This is a genomic window from Paenibacillus sp. FSL W7-1088 (genome assembly GCF_037969855.1).
In the GTDB taxonomy this organism is placed as follows: Bacteria; Bacillota; Bacilli; order Paenibacillales; family Paenibacillaceae; genus Paenibacillus.
Genome location: NZ_CP150216.1, coordinates 4,422,201 through 4,440,507, shown reverse-complemented (window position 1 = coordinate 4,440,507; position 18,307 = coordinate 4,422,201). Strand labels below are relative to the sequence as shown.

The window sequence follows — 18,307 nt, the reverse complement described above, 5'->3', positions numbered from 1 at the left end:
GTAGTAGCCTGCGAGTAATCAGCCTACTTTTTCCCTTTCACGTAATCCGCATCAAATAGAAACAGCTTGAAAACCAAAATAAGAGAAGGAATTAATAGACACATACCCCCGATAAATACGACAACCAGCGCGAAGCCCATTGACGATGAGGTAACGCTGCTTTGAATCGTAATGTAGGGATCAAGAATATAGGGATACTGCCCAATCCCGTAAGCGAAAAAGGCACAGAGAAATTGCAGCATGATGCAAACAAATGCTACCCCATAGCGACGGCCGCGGTATAACAGCCACAACGCAATGATGAAAAAGGTAACAGAAAGTGCTAACAGCCACCATAAATCCATCATATTTTGATAGTGCCGCTCATTGTGTTGCCCCAAATAGATAAAGGCCGTCAGGGCGATAATAATCGTCGGTGTGCTCCAGAACAGCGCATAGGTCCGCATAAGCTTTAGGGCAGCTTTGTCCTCTGCTCGTGAAGCGTAAAACGTCAAAAAACAGGCACTAATAAACAAAACAGACACAATCGCCAATCCAACGATGCTCCACGATAATGGATTGGTTAATAAAGCCCAGTAATCCAGAGAAACCGTCTGATCCTGCTTCAAGATAAAGCCGCCTTCAGACAGGGTCAGCGCCACGGACAATGAAGCCGGGATCAGCAAACCCGTTGCGCCGTACAAAAACAGATAGACAATATTATTTTTGGACCCATAGTTTTCAAATGCATAGAACGAGCCACGAATAGCAAGCAGCACGATTGCGACACTCCCTGGAACAATAAGCGCCGAGCCATAATAATACGCTGTATCCGGAAAAAATCCGATCATGCCGATGTAGAAAAAGACGAAAAACACATTTGTGATCTCCCATACGGGTGACAAATAACGAGAAATCAGACGATTAATGAGGTGGTCCTGCTTGGTCAGGCGGGCATAAAAGGCAAAGAAACCTGCTCCAAAGTCAATGGAGGCTAAAATAAGATAACCGTACAAAAACAGCCAAAGTACTGAAATTCCAATCAAATCATAACTCATCAGGCATGCGCATCCTTCCCGGACCTCTTGTTACCCGCATGCTGTGCCCACTTCTCCATCTCAGTTTCTGCCGGATTATTGTGGAATAAGCGCCGAAGAACAAGAACACTAACCGCGCCTAATACGATGTAAAGAAGAAGGAAGAGGAAAAAAAGAATTCTCACGCTGGGCGATGTCGTCGCCGCTTCTTCTACACGCATATATCCTCGTAGAATCCACGGCTGCCGCCCCAACTCGGCGTAAAACCAGCCCAACTCGACTCCCAAAAATGCGAGCGGCGCACCTAGAGCAATAATGCGGAGCAGCCATTTATTGTGCTCATTGCGTTTTTTCCAGAATGTAAATAGGAAATACAGAACGGATATGCCCAATAACGCAAACCCTATGCCAGCCATCAAATCAAAAAAATAATGCACAAGGAGCGGAGGTTGTTCATCTGGAGAAAATTCATTCAGACCTGTTACTTTCGCATTAAAATTTCCAAAAGCCAGGAAGCTGAGAATCTTCGGCAGGTGAATTGCGCCAATAATTTTATGCTCGGCATTAAGCCACCCCAATAGAATCAAATCCGCGCCGCTCTCGGTCTCAAAATGCCATTCCGCAGCTGCTAGCTTTTCCGGCTGATGCTCGGCCAAGAACTTGGCAGACGCATCTCCAGCTACTGTGTTTAGCAATCCGAATAACATAACAACGGCCATCATAAGCTTTAACGCTTTTTTGTGGTATCCAGTAACCCCTTTTCTAAGCATCGTAAAAGCCGCAATTCCTGCTAGCAGAGCCGCTCCTGTTAAGTAGGCTGAGCTTAATACATGGAACACTTTGGAGAACGTCGCCGTATTCAGCATCGCTTGCACAGGGTTAACGGCTGTAAATTGTCCACCTTGCATTGTGAATCCCCCAGGTTGGTTCATAAAACCATTCACAGTCGTAATAAAAACAGCAGACATTCCTGCCCCTAAGACAATGGGGAGTGTGAGCAGCCAATGAATATAGGGATTCTTGAACCGATCCCACGTATACAGATAAATGCCTAAAAAGATAGCTTCAAAAAAGAATGCAAATACCTCCATGAATAACGGAAGTGCAATAACGTTCCCTGCCAATTTCATAAAATTCGGCCATACCAATGCCAGTTGCAGTGAAATTGCCGTGCCTGTTACGACACCAACTGCGACGGATATAACAAACCCCCGCGCCCACCTCTTAGCCATCAGTGTGTAATGAGAATCTTGCTTGCGGATGCCGATGAACTCAGCAATCGCGATCATGAGAGGGATACCGACACCAATCGTCGCGAATATCATATGGAACCCTAGTGTTATTCCTGTCACCAGCCTGCTCCATAGTACCGTATCAATTCCCATTCCTTACGACCTCCCTTCCAAAGCCATTTGTAATTTGTGTTGATTATATATCTGTCCCTCAGCAATCTGGTTTTACGAATTTGGCGAACCGAGAACGATTAAATGCGTTCTCCGCTGAGTTCAGCTCCTTGAGTGTGTCGCGTAGGTTTATAAACATAATGTCTGCCTTCTGGCCGACGATGGCATACATTGCCAAGCTGCCTTCCATCCGGGATTCGACCGCCATAACGACAATCCGTTGGTCCTGGAGACGTCTAAAAAGGTATTTAAACAACATAAAGACGTGACTGGATTGACCGTTATCAGCGACCAAGGATGCCAATACACGTCTCATGCATAACACGACATGCTGCCACAGGTTGGCACACAATCAACATGTCGTTGGGGGCAGTTGTCTTGATGGGTTCGTGATGGGCACGCCTCCTCGTCAAACCCGCGTCCGCTTAGGCTTGAGGCAGCACTGCCTTGAAGACGATTTCGATTAGTTGCTCTGGGAAGCCCAGTCTCGGTACGCCGATCAAATTGCTGGCGACCTGAGGCCGCGGCGTCCCGTAGACTTCTTTCCGAACCTTGCCTGCGACCGCAAACGCCGCATCGACATCGAGGACGTAGAGCGTATCTTCAACCACGTGGTCGAAGGTGGCCCCGAATTGTGCTAGGATCTTCGCGGCATTGGCATAGGTTACCCGCATCTGCTCCTCCATCATCGAGAAGTCGGCCGGCTTCCCAGATTCATCGAGCACCGCGGGGAAGACCATCGCCCCATTTTCGTCGTGGCTGAGTTGGCCGGAAACATGGATCGTGTTTCCGATCTTGATTGCTTGTGCATAACCGTAAGCGTCTTCCGCCGGCACACCATGATAGGCGGCCTCTTTACCATTCGTTGCGTTCGTATTCGTCATCTTCTTATCTCCTTTTCGTATACGCTGACTCGGATATCCGAGCCGCTTTTTCTTGTGAGCCGATTGCATTGTCGTTGCTGATGGATAACATTATGCTCAGGAACCGTTCTTTTTTTATACACCAGCAACGATTACTGGACATATGAGCGCAGCGCCGCTTATGAGGGGTTAAGTTTTTGGATGACTCCCCGAGTGAGATCCCCCCTTAGGATTCAACTGCAATCAGAAATGGCTGAGTGACGAATTCAGCATACTTCTTAGCCAGTTTTTCAAGAGCTTCGTCATTTACTTCTCTAACACCACTAATTTCAAAGGAGGGTTTATAAAGCATTTTTACACGATTTGCAGAAGCCTGGAAGGGTCTCAGCAGCTCGCTATAAGAATATTGATGGAATCCGCCGGCTTGATAAGCTTCACGAACACCGCCGGTTGAAATGGCCAGCCGCAGTTCCTTACCTTCCAGCTTATTTCCTCCCGGCCCGTACGCCCAGCCGCTGCCCCATACTTTGTCCAGCCATTTTTTCAACAAGTAAGGAGCGCTGTACCAGTAAAATGGGAATTGAAGTACAATCCGGTCGTGATTTTCCAAAAGTTGGCGTTCTTTTTCCACGTCGATTTGTTCGTCAGGGTAAGCTTCATACAGCAGGTGGACAGTGACTTCTTCATGTATTAATAGTTCTTCGGTCAGCCGTTTATTTATTCTTGAGCTATTTAAGTTAGGATGGGTTACAATGACCAATGTTTTTTCCGTCTGGTTTGTCATCAATCTAAGTTTCTCCTTATCCGGGTTGATTTTTTGTTAAGTTTCCTCGGTACTTTGCAATTGGGTTTATATTTTCAAAATGGACCTAGAACTGTCACGAAATATAAAAAAATTAAAAATCCGTGAAGCATAATTTAGCCCTTCACACGTTCAGCAACTCTGTCAAGCCAGCAGGTGTGAGTATGTTGCCAACGTAAAACTGGCCGAATTCTCCGAAGCGTGCGCTAGTCTCGTCGAACCGCATCTCATAGACGAGCTTCTTAAACTGCAGCGGATCGTCGGCAAACAGTGTAACACCCCACTCCCAATCGTCGAAGCCGACCGAGCCGGTGATAATCTGCTTGACCTTGCCTGCATAAGTGCGGCCGATCATACCGTGACTGCGCATGAAGTTTTTGCGCTCCTCCAGAGAAAGCATGTACCAGTTATCGTTAAGCATGCGTCGCTTGTTCATAGGGTAAAAGCAGATATGTTTCGCCTTGGGTAAGATTGGCTTAAGGCGAGCGGCTACTTCGGGAACTTGCATCGGATCGGAGCCGGGAGGGGCTAAATAATTGCTCAGCTCGACGACACTGACGTACGAGTAAACTGGTTTTACGAATTTTGCGAACCGAGAACGATTAAATGCGTTCTCCGCTGAGTTCAGCTCCTCGAGTGTCTCGCGTAGGTTTATAAACATAATGTCTGCCTTCTGGCCTACGATGGCGTACATTGCCAAGCTGCCCTCCATCCGGGATTCGACCGCCGACCATTCATAGATTAGCGTCATCAAATCATGCTTTGCATACTCGCGTTCCTTTGTGGTTGCACTTTCCCAGGCAAGCCAGTCGATGGTGCGGAAATCATGCAGTGCATACCAACCCTCTATCGTTTCTGTTGCTTCACTCATCTTACTTCAACTCCCCTGGTTGTTTTGTCTTATCCAATAGCTTTCTTTTTTTTGAATTTCATTTCTTGATCTTAGAACAAAGAGTGATTTCATCCTGATAAGGAGTTGCTGCATCTAATGTAACGGGACTATAGTCGAACTGTCGTGTTTTAAGAAATGATGATTTATCATCATACACTTGATCGACCATGCAGTCTTTCTTCTCAAGATTTGATTTGAGAAGCATTTGAATGCGTCTATCCCGAGCAACAATGAGAATTTTAGTTCCGTATTTTAACAAATATATAATCACTTCCTTGTCCTTGCGTGCACTACAAATTCATTATGTGACAACTCTTTAATTCGGCGAAAAAAAGGTCAGATCAGTTCAACGCCTTTAAAATCTACTTTTCAGTCATTCTCAAGTCCTCCTATAAGTTTTAGTTATTCCAAAAAGGTAATAACTCTCATGAAAACAAAATGGCTCGGCGCTATTTCATTCTAGAACAGCTTGTTGTACAATAAAAGATACCGAACGGTACCTTTTATTGTATCATGATTCTATTGAAAGGCAAGACCGGAATCGTATGTTCGATTTTTTCGTGACAGGATTAAAGCTGGGGAGTTTAGGGGGATCTGGATTTAAGGAGTTTTGCTCAGTAGATTGGATAGGCTAACAAGCGCGTGCTAATGAATATAACATTCTTCTCGTCTTATTTGCAGGAATGCTGTTTCGCAAGGAAACACGAGTAGATGGAACAACCATTGTGCGTATATGTATGACAAAATGGTGAGCTATATCGAAGGAGTAGCAGAAGGAGCTTGTCGAACGGGGCTTGTGAATAATGCAGGAATCACCCGAGTCTGGTGCTAAAGCTGCTGGTTTTCGAGTGCTTTCTTATTGAGAAAAACGGATAGGTGGTTATTTATTTGGATGCAGTGAATATAGAAAATAAACCAGAAAGTAAAAGACCGACTTTGGCGCTATTAGCGCTGACAATCGGGGCATTTGCGATTGGAATGACTGAATTTATTATTATGGGGTTACTTCCTGAAGTGGCCGAAAGCTTGCAGGTGTCCATCCCCTCAGCAGGGCTACTCATTACCGGATATGCACTGGGTGTGGCTATAGGAGCTCCTATCATCACAGTCGCCACTCATCGAATGAAGCGAAAGCAGTTGCTTCTTTTTCTTATGATTCTGTTCATATCAGGTAATGCATTGGCTGCTCTTGCACCGAACTATGGAGTATTAATGGTAGCTCGTATCGTGGCTGCATTAACTCATGGGTCCTTTTTTGGCGTTGGATCTGTTATTGCAGCTGGACTGGTTCCTAAGGAAAAACGGGCTGGAGCTATTGCAATCATGTTTACCGGTCTGACACTTGCAAATATTCTTGGCGTTCCGATCGGTACATTTATTGGTCAAGCCTTTGGATGGAGATCCACTTTTTGGGCGATCACTATCCTAGGTCTGATTGCTTTGATTGGGATTGCCGTGCTCGTTCCAAAAGTAGAATCAGCTTTATCGAACCTTAAGCAGGAGCTTAGTGTACTGCGTAAGCCAACCGTTTATATTGCTCTTTTGATGACGACGTTTGGTAATGGAGGGCTCTTTACGGTATTCACTTATATTTCACCGATTTTAACTGATATTACTAAGTTCCCGGTGAATTCGGTTTCTTACATCCTTGTTTTATTCGGGATCGGCATCACGCTTGGGAATATTATCGGAGGCAAGCTGGCTGACCGCAAATTAATGCCGTCTCTCCTCGGGATACTCGTTGTGTTGGCCATAGTTTTGGCATTATTCTCAATTACGGATCAGCATAAAGTGCCTGCTTTGATTACTATTTTTATATTAGGAATGGCTGCTTTTGGAATTATACCAGGATTGCAGCTTCATATGCTGAATATGGCCAAAGAAGCTCCAACGCTGGCGTCGACTTTAAATGTTGCGGCTTTTAACCTGGGTAATGCGTTTGGTGCGTATATCGGAGGCTTGGTTATAGATTTACAATTTGGGGGAGGCCTAACAGCCGTTCCTTGGGTTGCTTCCATCGTAACCGGCGTGGGAATTTTATTTACTCTCTGGAGTGTTCAACAACAAAAGAAAAGTACTAGGCCGTAATTTTAGGGTAAGCTTTGCTTATCGTCCATGAGAAATCGTGGGTCTTATAGAGACAGACTTTGATGGGGGATTGCTCGTGTTTGCCACAATCACTGAATCAAGATGGATTTTCAGCGTCCGTACGGGAAACGGATATAGTCGCGTCGGGAACTGGGGTTTTATTGAATGTCAGGAGGGGATTGGCACCAATATAGCATCGCTATAGACAAACTAAGTAGCTGTGCTATATTGGTCGCATGAATACACACGACGCTCTACTCAATGCGGCTTTACAAGTTCTCGAGGAAGAGGGCGAGGCACAGTTCACAACCCGCTCCGTCTTCGCAATAGCGAAGGTGACCGCACCGACGCTGTACCATCACTTCGGCAGCGCCGACGGGCTACTGAGCGCCGCCATTAAGGAAGCATTTGCTCAGTTTCTTGAGAGTAAAAGGACTGCTACGCAATCCTTCGATCCGGTTATGGCACTACGCGAAGGCTGGGACGATTACGTGCGCTTCGCGGCGGCTCGTCCACGGCTCTACGGGGTGATGATGGGCCGCGTTCTCAACGATGCTGAAATTCCCGCCGACGAGCAGGCATTTGCGCTCCTCATCCAACGCATCGCGGCCATCGCTGCTGAGGGTCGGCTCAGGCCGACGGTGGAGGTGGCTGCTGATCTCATGTGGGCATCTGCGAATGCTGCATCCCTACTATACGTCACAGCTCGGCTACGCAAAGCGGTGCCACCCACTTTAGAAATCCTGGAGCAAATTCGTGAGGGGGCCATACGGTCCATCCTACATCCTGAACAGAAAGGACGAACACAATGAAAATTCTTGTCACGGGAGGTACTGGTCTGCTAGGCGGTCGCCTAATCCCGAAGCTCATAGAGGACGGTCACGAGATTTTCGCACTCACACGCTCCATATCATCTCACGCCAAACTCAAGTCCATGGGTGCTACGCCAGTCGATGCCGATCTCGAAAGCAGCACGCCACTCATATTGCCGGTGATTGATGCGGTTGTGCACGCAGCAGCACTGTTCCGCTTTTCAGGGCCTCGCGAACCCCTCTTTCGTACCAACGTTGATGGAACCGTAGCCTTGTTGAAGGCAGCCGAGTCCGCCGGTGCGAAGACATTTGTCTACATCAGTGCAGCGGGAATCCTCATGGATAATGGCGGTACTCCCAAACGCAACGTTGATGAAAGCACGCCGATTTTCCCGAACCACTTCTCCGCCTACCTGGCAAGCAAGGCACGGGCCGAATCGATGGTTCTGGCAGCTAACAAACCTGGCTTTCGCACCATCGCGCTTCGCCCGCCGGCTATCTGGGGGCCGGGTGATCCGTTTAGTCAAGGGCTTCCCGAAGCAGTCAGATCTGGACAGTTCGCCTTCATCAACCGCGGAGACTATGCTTTTGCAACCTGCCACGTGGACAATGTGGTAGAAGCGATACAATGCACACTCACACGCGGAGAAGGCGGTCATGCCTTCTTCATCAAAGACCAGGAAGGGCAGACTTTCCGTGAGTTCGTCACCTCGCTCGCGAACTTACAGGGCTTGTCCATCAATAAGCTGCATTCGATGCCCTACTGGCTTGCCTCTGCCATTGGCCGGCTGCTCGACACTATCTGGGCCGTCACGCGGAAGGACGGGGATCCGCCGATCTCACGCTCGATGATACGCATGATCGGGCGTGAGTTCACAGTCAACGATGCCGCTGCACGTCGAGAGTTGGGCTATGTCGGAAGAACTTTGCGTGATGCGGGCTTGCAAAGCTATGAGGAAACATCTGCTCGACGATAGTGCTTTGGAGGGCGAACGCAGACAATCGCCGGTTAGTCGTTCTACGGACTTGCCCCCTTTTGTCGATATAGCAGACAGCAGAGAAAAGAACGTACTTGAAACAAGTAATATGAAGTTCTTAAAGATCAAGGGGCAATAAAGGTAACATTAAGATCTGATGATTACTTCCTTGGATATTTCTCTATAAATAATTTAGAATATAGTATGGAAACAAGGACAAGCCATATGAAGCAAACTCCACATGGCTTGTCCTTGTATTATTTGTAACGACTAAGATCAAAGCGACTGACTGCCAGGATAAAGGCAATTGTCAACTGTTGTTTGCAATTTGGATCAATGGTGCCATTTCGTTTAGCGTATTTATTTATAAATCCCATAACGGATAATCAATCTGGCTTCAGCTTCTTTGTCACCTTGTTGTGCTAAATGAAGCAGATTAGATACGCTATTCATATTTATCCTCCTTAATACGAAATGAAAAATAGCTTTAATTCGAAAGAAAAAAGCAGCGATGCCGCCAATAGCCAGAAAAGGAGCCAGTGGCAATGCTGTTTGTTTAGTATCTTGAAAGCCGAAGCGGAAACTGCTGGCAACAGCAATCAGCAGCACCAGCGTCAACCCGCCGATAATGCTTTGCAGTGTGCCATAGAGTGGAGCTAATATAACGCCGCAAGCAGCCATCAGCTTGTTGTGTGTGTTTTCAAACTGCACTTTTGTTGACAACTCCAGAGCATGATCCGGAAAATAAACCTGTAATGAAAAGGGATGAGCAAGGAGTAGAGTGTAAAGGCTCAGTAGAGCGCAAGCCCATGCATGGGCTGTAGATAGAATAGAATAAGCGGGGACCGTTGTCCCCGCCCTCCATATTGAAAAGTAAACTATCCGGGCAAAATGGCTTCGATTTGCTCCAGCTCTTCTGCACTAAGTTCCGGTGCATTCAAGGAGGCGACCGCATCCTCAATTTGGCTTACCTTGCTGGCTCCAATCAGGGCGGAAGTCACTCTGCCGCCGCGAAGCACCCAGGAGAGAGCCAACTGCGACATTTTCTGTCCGCGAGCAGCGGCAAGATCGTTCAGTTTCCGTACTTTACCGAGGACATCATCCGTAAGCTCTTTTTCAGAAAGGAAGACACTTGGTCCGGCGGCACGGGAATCGGCTGCGATGCCGTTTAGATAACGGTCAGTCAGGATGCCTTTTTCCAGCGGTGAGAACACGATGCTTCCAATACCTTCTTCGTCCAGTACATCCTGCAAGCCGCCTTCAATCCAGCGGGACAGCATCGAGTAATTCGGCTGATGAATCAGGCATGGAGTTCCGAGCTGGCGCAGGATTTGCGATGCTTTGCGGGTATCTTCCGCACTGTAATTCGAAATGCCGACATACAGGGCCTTGCCTTGGCGAACAAGCAGATCCAATGCAGACATCGTTTCTTCCAGCGGCGTGTTAGGGTCTGGGCGGTGGTGGTAGTAAATGTCTACATAATCCAGTCCCATCCGTTGCAAGCTTTGATCCAGACTGGATACGAGATATTTCTTGGAGCCCCATTCTCCGTAAGGGCCTGGCCACATATAATATCCGGCTTTGCTGGAGATAATCAGTTCATCACGATAAGCGGCTAAATCCTTCTTCAGGATTTGTCCGAAAGTCTCTTCTGCGGAACCGGCAGGAGGCCCGTAGTTGTTGGATAAATCAAAATGGGTGATTCCCAGATCAAAGGCTCTTCTCACCATAGCTCTGCCGTTCTCGAAGTTATCGATCCCGCCAAAGTTATGCCACAGACCTAGCGAAATAGCTGGCAGGAGCAGGCCACTGCGGCCAGTACGGTTATATGTCATCTTGTCATATCGGGTGGAGCTGGCATTATACATGAATGTTCCTCCTAAATGTGATTTGAAACGTGATCCTTTGAAGCACTTGGAAAAGCCGTTTTTTCCGGAAGCGCATACTTTTGTTGGATCTAGCGCAATCTTCATCATAAAGCTGCATTCGTTTCAAGTTTGGTTTACGCTCTTATTGTAGCGAAAAGGCAGGTCCAAACGTATGTCAGCAAGGAAGTAGTTTGTTTGGTCACCCTTTCTCTAGAAGACTTGAACGACTTCATGAATGCCATCTACTTCTTCAAAAATGGCACGTTCTATGCCAGCCTTCAATGTGATCGTTGCACTAGGACAGCCGTTGCACTCTCCCAAGAATTTTAGTTTAGCCACTCCATCCTTAACTTGAACCAATTCGGCATCTCCACCATCGCGGTTTAAATAAGGACGCAGTTTTCTCAATACATCATCTACATCTTTGAACAATTCCTCAGAATCTCTCATTTCATGACTCCTTTCATAGAGGCTGTGTTATCAGCTTCACCGTTCGCATTTTCTCTAATTCATCAATCATGTCTTGAAAAACTTAACTCTTCACCTGGAATAACTTTCTAGAAATCGGAAGTACCGATCTTGCTCCTGCTTATGCAGCTTTCCGTACAGTGCATATAAACCCTGCTCTTTTGACGCTTGCAGGTAGAATCAAGAAGCAATGCAGCAGTGTTACTTGGCGATTTTTGCGAAATATTCTAATGTTCTAACCAGTTGCGCGGTGTAAGACATTTCATTATCGTACCAGGCTACAGTTTTCACTAGTTGCTGGTCGCCAACTGTTAGAACTTTTGTTTGAGTGGCATCAAAAAGAGACCCGAATGTCATTCCTCTAACATCGGAAGATACGATCTCGTCCTCCGTGTATCCGTATGTTTCTGGATCTGATACTTCTCTCATAGCGGCGTTAACTTCCTCAACCGTTACCTTAGTGTTCAAAATGGCTACGAGTTCTGTTACGGAGCCTGTTGGCACAGGTACACGCTGAGATGCACCATCAAGTTTGCCCTTCAGTTCAGGAAGAACGAGGCCAATGGCTTTAGCAGCACCGGTGGAGTAAGGAACAATGTTCTCTGCTGCAGCCCGTGCTGCGCGGAAGTTTCCTTTTGAATCTGGCGCATCAAGGGTATTCTGGTTGCCTGTATAGGCGTGAACGGTTGTCATCAACCCGGATTGAATTCCAAATTTATCGTTCAGAGCTTTAGCCATGGGAGCCAGACTGACCGTTGTGCAAGAAGCACCGGAAATGACGGTTTCCGTTCCGTCCAGTGTTTCATGGTTTACGTTATACACGATGGTCTTCATGTCGGCTGTTGCCGGAGCGGAAATAACAACTTTATTTGCTCCGCCTTTCAGGTGAAGCTCGGCCTTTTCTTTGGTGGTGAAGAAACCTGTACATTCGAGTACGATATCTACGTCAAGCTCGCCCCATGGGATTTCTTCAGGGTTGCGGTGAGCCAGCACTTTAATTTCTTGACCGTTAACAGTAAAGGCTCCAACATGAACTTCGATATCACCATAGAAAGTGCCTTGTGTAGTATCATATTTGAGCAGATGCGCCAGCATTTTTGCGTCAGTTAAATCGTTTATCGCTACAACCTCGATATTTTCCACATCTTGAATTCGACGGAAAGCGAGTCTACCGATTCGCCCAAAACCATTAATGCCTACTTTTATACTCATTGAATAAACCTCCTGTTTTCGTTCGAAATCCATTCCCCATTTTTTTGTCCAATTTGCCTTTGGAATGGTTTGTTTTTAAAAAAAAGATACCGATCGGTACCTTTATTATATCAAGATTTATGACATTGGCAAGGTTTCGGCCGTAAAATTTGATATAATGTTAGATTAGAATAAGATCATTCGGAGGAAGCTATGAAAAAAGGAGATCGAACAAGAGAGCACATTATTATGAAATCGGCAGCAATCTTTAATCAAAGAGGTTATGCCGGTACATCGTTAAATGATATTATTGCCGACACCGGGATTAAGAAGGGGGGCATCTATCGACATTTTACAAATAAAGATGAGATTGCGCTTGAAGCCTACAACTACGCCGCCAGTATAGTTGTCAGCAAATTTGCTGAGGCGGTCGAACGGGAGCAGTCTGCGTCAGGGCGGTTACTTGCTTTTTTTAGTGTTTATGAAGATGTTGTTGGTAATCCACCATTTGTTGGCGGATGCCCTATGCAGAATACAGCAGTAGAAAGTGACGATACTCATACGGAACTTCGAGATCGGGCAAGACAAGGGCTGCATAACCATTTGGATATGATAAAGAGTATAATTCTTAACGGAATATATAGTGGGGAGTTTAAGGAGGATATGAATGCGGATGCACTTGCTTCATTTGCCTTTTCCTTGCTCGAAGGAGGCATTTTACTCAGCAAGTTAGATGGGGATAATAAGCATATGCAAATGAATACAGCATGCTTTGCATTCTATTTACAGAATTGTTGTTTGAAAAATAGTTAATCAGTTGTGCTTAGAAGCGTAGAGAGAATATGATGCTTTATGATCTCCCTCAACATTTTGGAGGTATATCGACATAAAAGTATTTGTAGCTGGTCTACCGGGGTTATTGACCGTATGCAGACTCAACCGGTTTTTGGAAAGGGCCTTGTTTTTCCCTAACTGGCAGATCAAATCTTGCTCAATGCTTCCCTAAGGGACGTTCGCATACCCGTGGCGTTGGAAGGGTAAAGGTGGTATGATCGCGGAACCGAATGACAAAGCACTACCGATTTTCTTGTTTCTGGTAGCGGTCAAACTGTTTAGGTTTGCCATATGACCGGTCTGCGACTAGGATGTACTCCGGGTCCAGCAAATGAGGGCAACGTTTTAAATCGGGCTTATATCCAGTTGTTTCGGAACATTGACTGCTTCATATTCTTTTGCAAAACACAGTTCCTGAGAGTTCGTTATGTAATCTTGTTTAAGCTTCCCAAGTTCACTAAGAACGTGATTAATTTTCAGATCGTATTTTGAGTTATGTGCCTGAATAATTTGTAATTGCTCCAGAGTACCTACATAGACTTGATATGATTCTTGTTGAACTTGCTCATAGAGCTGAACTATTATCTTGTATTTAGAAGTTTTTAGCACCCATTTATGTAGCTTATTAAACTCTTGTTTTATTTTTTTGTGGACTTCAAAGGGATCTCCCTTATCAAAATAAGCCTTATTTTGCATAGTTTATAAACTATAACCCCGAAGTCAAAATAAAACTCAGTACCAGACGTATAACGAATGGTACTGAGCAATTTATAGTCATTTAGGGGGATTAAGTAAAAAAGCTTACTTTCTTGCCTTTGAAATACCTACTACTAAACTGATGATAGTAGCGCTAAGTAAATTTAGCATATGATCGATTTCATCCCAAGATTTATGTCGTACTAACATATTAAAACCAATAAATACTAAGCTGCAGAGTATGAAGAATCCTAAGAAGTTTTTGAGAAAAATTTTCAAATTCATTTTCAATCCGCCACATACCCGCTCAAAAATTTCGTTGCGGTTGTACGGTCTAATTCATTCGTACGGGCTGAATTACTATAAAAAATAGTGTCCCATTTAGATCCGACAATGACAGTTGTTGCGACTAAGGATTTTTTTTCTGCATACCGCCGTTTATAATATACAAGTGGAATTTGGTCTTGAACAATGGTAAGAGCCATAGTACCTATAACTGATGTTGCAACTGCAGCTGAGGGGTTTGCGGCGGTCGCTAACCCAATAAGTAAGGCTGTCACTGCAGTGACAGTATATCTTTCTATCTTGCTACTACCATCAACCCATGAACCGTAATACCAGGCAGATACAGCACCTCCCATATAACTATCAAAAGGGGTAATCAGATCGCCTCTATCAGGACGCATAGGGATATTGGGGATAGTTGAGAGATCGGTTGGATCGACACCAAAATTTTGTGTTTCTGTTTCAGTTACTCCATTCTCATTAGTAGTAACTTGGAAAAGAGAGTTCTGAGTATCGATGATAGCATTTTGAGTTGCATGCTTAACGAATTCTCCTTCAGCGTTTTTCACATAAATAGTGCTGTCAACCTCAGTAAAATCCTTATTAGCTCTTTCTTCAACTTTATACGTATCTCCATTGCTTTCATAGGTATATATAAGATGCGCGTCTCCCGGTTTTCCTTCTAAGAAAATAAAGTTTTGTTTTTCTTGTGAAAGTTGACTTACGCTAGCTTCCAGTGCATTTGGAGCTGCAAGCATCACCGTAGGAACAACAACCTCAAGGCACAGTGCGATGGATAAAGCAGCTGTAATTAATTTTTTCACAGATAGAATCTCCCTTCGACTTCCAATTGTTTTAGTTGAGAAAAACTCCCTAAATGACTATATTTTCTATTTTATAACATTAAATACGCTTAATTGTATTCATTATGTAATTACAATGTTAATTATGGTTTTTAATTACAATCGATAATGAAGATAAAAAAAGGCAGACAAATGTCCGCCATTTTTCATGTTATTGAAATGTAAGCTTGCAGCTTTTTATTTTCATTAAGCAATTGCTTTATTTTAGTGGATTTAATAGTTAAATAGTTTTTCAAAATCGAATTCTCTTCGTTCATTCGCTGGTTTTTTAAAGATAAAGTCTCTATCTCTGAGACTAATTTATCTCATATTCGTGCCTTGCAGGCAAGGGCAAGACCAGCTTCGTCGATCTGCGAGATATCGGGGAAGCCGCCTCATCTATTGATTTGTTGAACATTTAAAAATGATTTTTTCTAGGACGAGCCTTACGGTTTGTCCTTTTTTTGTTGCTATAAGGAGGTATCAGTAATGAACATCAGAATCGTGCCAACCGATCATATTTACGCAGTAGCTTATAACCCGTAGATAGACCTTCAGCCTGGCGATCCAGAATATGTGAAACTTCGACCAAACTTTTGAGTTCAGTCGAGAACTTTCCTGAATATATATGATTTTCGACGTACTCTTGAACTAAGATGTGCTCCAGTGGTATAATAATTTTATAAATTATTCCTTAACTCCTAAACTCCCATTTTGCTGGAGACAAGGGTCTATCCGTCACTTTGACTTTGGTCTTCACAGAGTTACAAAGTAGGGTAGCTTGTATCGAAAGAACAAGTCTAGTGTAACACCTCAACCTATATCTCCGTTCTGATAAAGACAGAAATGAAGAGAGGATAAAATGTAGGACAAAAGGCTAAAGCCAATGAAGTTCCGCAGCTCCCGTTTGCTGGAGACAAGGAATGAAGAGTACCGAAAGGCTCTTGGAAAAGCAATGTTACTGAGTTTTAAAAGCCAATTTTTGCATGGATTCGTCCGTGCGGAGATCGGCTTTTTTGCGTTTCATTAAAAATCGAGAGGATGATTAAAATGTTTAAACTGTTCAGAGGTAAAGATGCAAAAAGTACGATTCATACAGCGGTAGGTGGGTTCCTCCATGAAGAGAAAAAACGTCATAAAAATGCTGTGGCTTTCTTCAGATGATGGCCGGAGTAACTGTTTATGTCGCTGTAGAAGTATGGGGAACCGCTGAAACAGAAGTGAAAATCAGTGATACCGTCCGTTTCGATATGGAAACTCAAAGTTTCTTTTACAAAACGGACGGAAATGAAATTAACGTGCAGGCTCTTAAAGGACAACCTTTTTGGCAAAGCGTGCAGCAAGTAATGGTCTTTGGACAAGATTTGCTGGATGATATTAAAGAACGTGAAGAAGGTCGTAAGCAGTTGGTATCCAACATTGCTGACCTGACACAACAAATGAATGAAAGTTCAATCGTTGTACCGAGAGTGAAAATGTTTCGTGTATAGCTTGAACAATACAGAAAAGCCGATTTTATGCATGTATCCCATGCGATGAAATCGGCTTTCTCAATTTAATAAGGAAAGTGATATGAAATGAGAAATAATTGGAGAGTTTGTCGAGAACCAGTATCTCATTCAATCGAACGTGTTTTTGATAACTACATGTTAGGCAGAATGACTCGTTTGGAATACTGCCAGCGCGTTGGATATCTGTTGCAGATGAAGGAGGTAAGGTAGGATGAAAACAGTGAAATTTACATATGACCCGCTGGCGCTTGTACGTATTGTCCTTCAGCGGCATGTTGAAGAGAATATTCAAGGAAAGTTTTATAAAGCAAAGCAATTTGCTTGTTATGAATACTTGTCTAAACTGTCGGATGAATCTTTGGAAAACTTGCTCAGGGAGTACACTAAACGACACAATCTTGACCTCATTACGTTGGAAAATTGGAAGCAAGATGGTGAACTCATCTTCGAGATTATTTTTGAACAAGAGGTTTATAGGCAATTGGAAATCGACTTCAAAAAAAGAGGTTTTGGGGCTACTGGTCTTGGTGTACTTGATGTCGGGAATAACGTTCTCTACGATATGTGGATTTGTCCAGCACTGGAGTACGATTCGACATATCGTGGAAAAGTCTTACCCACGATACGCAAAGGCATTGGATAAAATGTACATTTATGAAAGACTTGAAGAGTTTGATGGGGTCACCCGTGAGGAGTTGGAGCACTTTATCACAACCAACTTTGAACTTTATGGTGGCAGCAAGCCAGTCAAAGACTATCTGTAAGCAAGCATATAATGTTGATCTGAACACTTGAACAACTTTCAAGTGTTCTTCTTTATTCCAAAAACGAGGAGGTTTTTTCATTGAACTCAATTTTAAAAGATGCTGTTGTGGTTGCGGCTGGTCAAGGGGATGCAATTGGATTTTTAACTTGGAACTCCTTATCTAATATGCTAATCACGCCTGAAGACTTGAAACAGAAGCTTACCGATACAGGGCTGGGAGAAGGCTGGATGCCAAATGCAATTCGTCTACCAGACGCTTTTAGAAGAGCGACCAGTGAAAAGTTTAAACGGGAGATGTCGCCCGGTGTATATGAGAACTACATGTTTAGAGAAGTGGCATCGACAAGTTCTTTCGTGCAACTTAATTTGGTTTGCGAAACGGTGGATACCAAAGGGAGAAGGTTGAACTACATCCCGGATGTAGGATCGCTAGTATTGGATCGGAAAACGGAGAAGGTAGATGCCAGTTACGTCTCTTCCATGGCGCAGCAACTCGTTAGTAATGCTGCCCTACAATTTGATATCTTCCGAAACAACTATGGGTCTACTACATTACGAACCGTGATTACGAATGCTTTAAAGAGTATGTCACCAACCCCAGTAAGGCCATCTGGAGGTGTCTATTTTGTTCCAGCACAATTTGATGGAAACTTGGATGCACTGATCCGCTTTATTGTTTCACTTGAAAAAGGGGAAGCGGAGAAGGTTCCTGTCATGAACACGTTGGATATGAAAAACATGGTGACTCGGAAATTGATGGATCATCTCCGTTCAACACTGGCTGCTTGTGAGAACGGGGTAGAGAATCAACTCAAGAAGAATGATTTAAAAGCTATTCTTGAGGATGCGAAAAATGTAGTGAGCAACTTTAAAGACTACGAAATTATTGTTACAGGGAATTTGCAAGAAATGGAGGCTTATGTTGCGCTCATCCGTAAGAGAGTTGCGGATGCATTAGCAAATATGGCCGATTGAGTTTCACATTGTCTTGTT

Annotated in this window: 20 protein-coding genes; 7 read left to right on the top strand and 13 right to left on the bottom strand. The window is 44.4% G+C overall.

The window, feature by feature from the left end:
• Window positions 1-23: 23 nt before the first annotated feature.
• The 6 genes from MKY42_RS19920 to hemQ form a co-directional block, all read right to left on the bottom strand.
• Window positions 24-1,037 (bottom strand): cytochrome d ubiquinol oxidase subunit II, encoded by a 1,014-nt coding sequence (locus MKY42_RS19920; protein ID WP_090905507.1) that lies wholly within the window; start codon window positions 1,035-1,037, stop codon window positions 24-26.
• Window positions 1,037-2,401: a cytochrome ubiquinol oxidase subunit I gene (locus MKY42_RS19915; protein WP_339844137.1), complete on the bottom strand. Its 1,365-nt coding sequence runs from the start codon at window positions 2,399-2,401 to the stop codon at window positions 1,037-1,039. Before MKY42_RS19915 ends, MKY42_RS19920 begins: the two co-directional genes overlap by 1 nt.
• A gap of 58 nt (window positions 2,402-2,459) precedes the next feature.
• Entirely contained in the window at window positions 2,460-2,735 is a 276-nt protein-coding gene (locus tag MKY42_RS19910; RefSeq protein WP_306459203.1) for a chlorite dismutase family protein, read from the bottom strand.
• Window positions 2,736-2,844: 109 nt separating this feature from the next.
• Window positions 2,845-3,303 (bottom strand): Rid family hydrolase, encoded by a 459-nt coding sequence (locus MKY42_RS19905; protein ID WP_090905511.1) that lies wholly within the window; start codon window positions 3,301-3,303, stop codon window positions 2,845-2,847.
• Window positions 3,304-3,508: 205 nt separating this feature from the next.
• Window positions 3,509-4,066 (bottom strand): NAD(P)H-dependent oxidoreductase, encoded by a 558-nt coding sequence (locus tag MKY42_RS19900; protein WP_339853004.1) that lies wholly within the window; start codon window positions 4,064-4,066, stop codon window positions 3,509-3,511.
• A 142-nt stretch (window positions 4,067-4,208) separates the two neighbouring features.
• Entirely contained in the window at window positions 4,209-4,955 is a 747-nt protein-coding gene (gene hemQ / locus MKY42_RS19895) for a hydrogen peroxide-dependent heme synthase (RefSeq protein ID WP_339844134.1), read from the bottom strand.
• Window positions 4,956-5,864: 909 nt separating this feature from the next.
• Here hemQ and MKY42_RS19890 point away from each other — a divergent pair.
• The 3 genes from MKY42_RS19890 to MKY42_RS19880 all read left to right on the top strand — a co-directional run bounded on the left by MKY42_RS19890 (window position 5,865) and on the right by MKY42_RS19880 (window position 8,853).
• Window positions 5,865-7,064, top strand: a complete 1,200-nt coding sequence (locus MKY42_RS19890) for an MFS transporter (protein ID WP_090905520.1) — start codon at window positions 5,865-5,867, stop codon at window positions 7,062-7,064.
• A gap of 236 nt (window positions 7,065-7,300) precedes the next feature.
• Window positions 7,301-7,876 carry a TetR/AcrR family transcriptional regulator gene (locus tag MKY42_RS19885; protein WP_339844132.1) on the top strand — a complete coding sequence of 192 codons (576 nt, stop codon included), beginning with the start codon at window positions 7,301-7,303 and terminating at the stop codon, window positions 7,874-7,876.
• A complete protein-coding gene (locus MKY42_RS19880) occupies window positions 7,873-8,853 on the top strand; it encodes an NAD-dependent epimerase/dehydratase family protein (protein WP_090905523.1) in 981 nt (326 codons plus the stop codon). The genes MKY42_RS19885 and MKY42_RS19880 overlap by 4 nt, the downstream gene beginning before the upstream one ends.
• Before the next feature lie 257 nt (window positions 8,854-9,110).
• Here MKY42_RS19880 and MKY42_RS19875 read toward each other — a convergent pair whose 3' ends face one another.
• The 5 genes from MKY42_RS19875 to gap form a co-directional block, all read right to left on the bottom strand.
• Window positions 9,111-9,230: a helix-turn-helix domain-containing protein gene (locus MKY42_RS19875; RefSeq protein WP_256222578.1), complete on the bottom strand. Its 120-nt coding sequence runs from the start codon at window positions 9,228-9,230 to the stop codon at window positions 9,111-9,113.
• On the bottom strand, window positions 9,214-9,564 hold the full coding sequence (locus tag MKY42_RS19870; RefSeq protein WP_257031367.1) for a hypothetical protein: 351 nt from the start codon (window positions 9,562-9,564) through the stop codon (window positions 9,214-9,216). Before MKY42_RS19870 ends, MKY42_RS19875 begins: the two co-directional genes overlap by 17 nt.
• 167 nt (window positions 9,565-9,731) lie before the next feature.
• On the bottom strand, window positions 9,732-10,721 hold the full coding sequence (locus MKY42_RS19865) for an aldo/keto reductase (RefSeq protein ID WP_053779478.1): 990 nt from the start codon (window positions 10,719-10,721) through the stop codon (window positions 9,732-9,734).
• Between the two features lie 210 nt (window positions 10,722-10,931).
• Window positions 10,932-11,171, bottom strand: coding sequence for a NifU family protein (locus MKY42_RS19860; protein ID WP_163753924.1), 240 nt, complete (start codon window positions 11,169-11,171; stop codon window positions 10,932-10,934).
• A 219-nt stretch (window positions 11,172-11,390) separates the two neighbouring features.
• Window positions 11,391-12,401, bottom strand: a complete 1,011-nt coding sequence (gap, locus tag MKY42_RS19855; RefSeq protein WP_179264219.1) for a type I glyceraldehyde-3-phosphate dehydrogenase — start codon at window positions 12,399-12,401, stop codon at window positions 11,391-11,393.
• A 192-nt stretch (window positions 12,402-12,593) separates the two neighbouring features.
• Between gap and MKY42_RS19850 the strand changes: the two genes are divergently transcribed.
• The gene (locus tag MKY42_RS19850) at window positions 12,594-13,193 is read left to right on the top strand and encodes a TetR/AcrR family transcriptional regulator (protein WP_090900026.1); all 600 of its coding nucleotides are present in this window, start codon (window positions 12,594-12,596) and stop codon (window positions 13,191-13,193) included.
• Window positions 13,194-13,559: 366 nt separating this feature from the next.
• Here the strand turns inward: MKY42_RS19850 and MKY42_RS19845 are convergent, their stop codons facing one another.
• Window positions 13,560-13,910, bottom strand: a complete 351-nt coding sequence (locus MKY42_RS19845; RefSeq protein WP_090900023.1) for a hypothetical protein — start codon at window positions 13,908-13,910, stop codon at window positions 13,560-13,562.
• Window positions 13,911-14,197: 287 nt separating this feature from the next.
• A complete protein-coding gene (locus MKY42_RS19840; RefSeq protein WP_339844126.1) occupies window positions 14,198-15,019 on the bottom strand; it encodes a hypothetical protein in 822 nt (273 codons plus the stop codon).
• Between the two features lie 1,178 nt (window positions 15,020-16,197).
• Between MKY42_RS19840 and MKY42_RS19835 the strand changes: the two genes are divergently transcribed.
• The 3 genes from MKY42_RS19835 (at window position 16,198) to MKY42_RS19825 (ending at window position 18,289) form a co-directional block, all read left to right on the top strand.
• Window positions 16,198-16,527 (top strand): hypothetical protein, encoded by a 330-nt coding sequence (locus tag MKY42_RS19835; protein ID WP_090900014.1) that lies wholly within the window; start codon window positions 16,198-16,200, stop codon window positions 16,525-16,527.
• A 232-nt stretch (window positions 16,528-16,759) separates the two neighbouring features.
• A complete protein-coding gene (locus MKY42_RS19830; protein ID WP_090900012.1) occupies window positions 16,760-17,191 on the top strand; it encodes a hypothetical protein in 432 nt (143 codons plus the stop codon).
• Window positions 17,192-17,392: 201 nt separating this feature from the next.
• Window positions 17,393-18,289, top strand: a complete 897-nt coding sequence (locus MKY42_RS19825) for a DUF6744 family protein (protein WP_090900009.1) — start codon at window positions 17,393-17,395, stop codon at window positions 18,287-18,289.
• The last annotated feature ends 18 nt before the right edge of the window (window positions 18,290-18,307 follow it).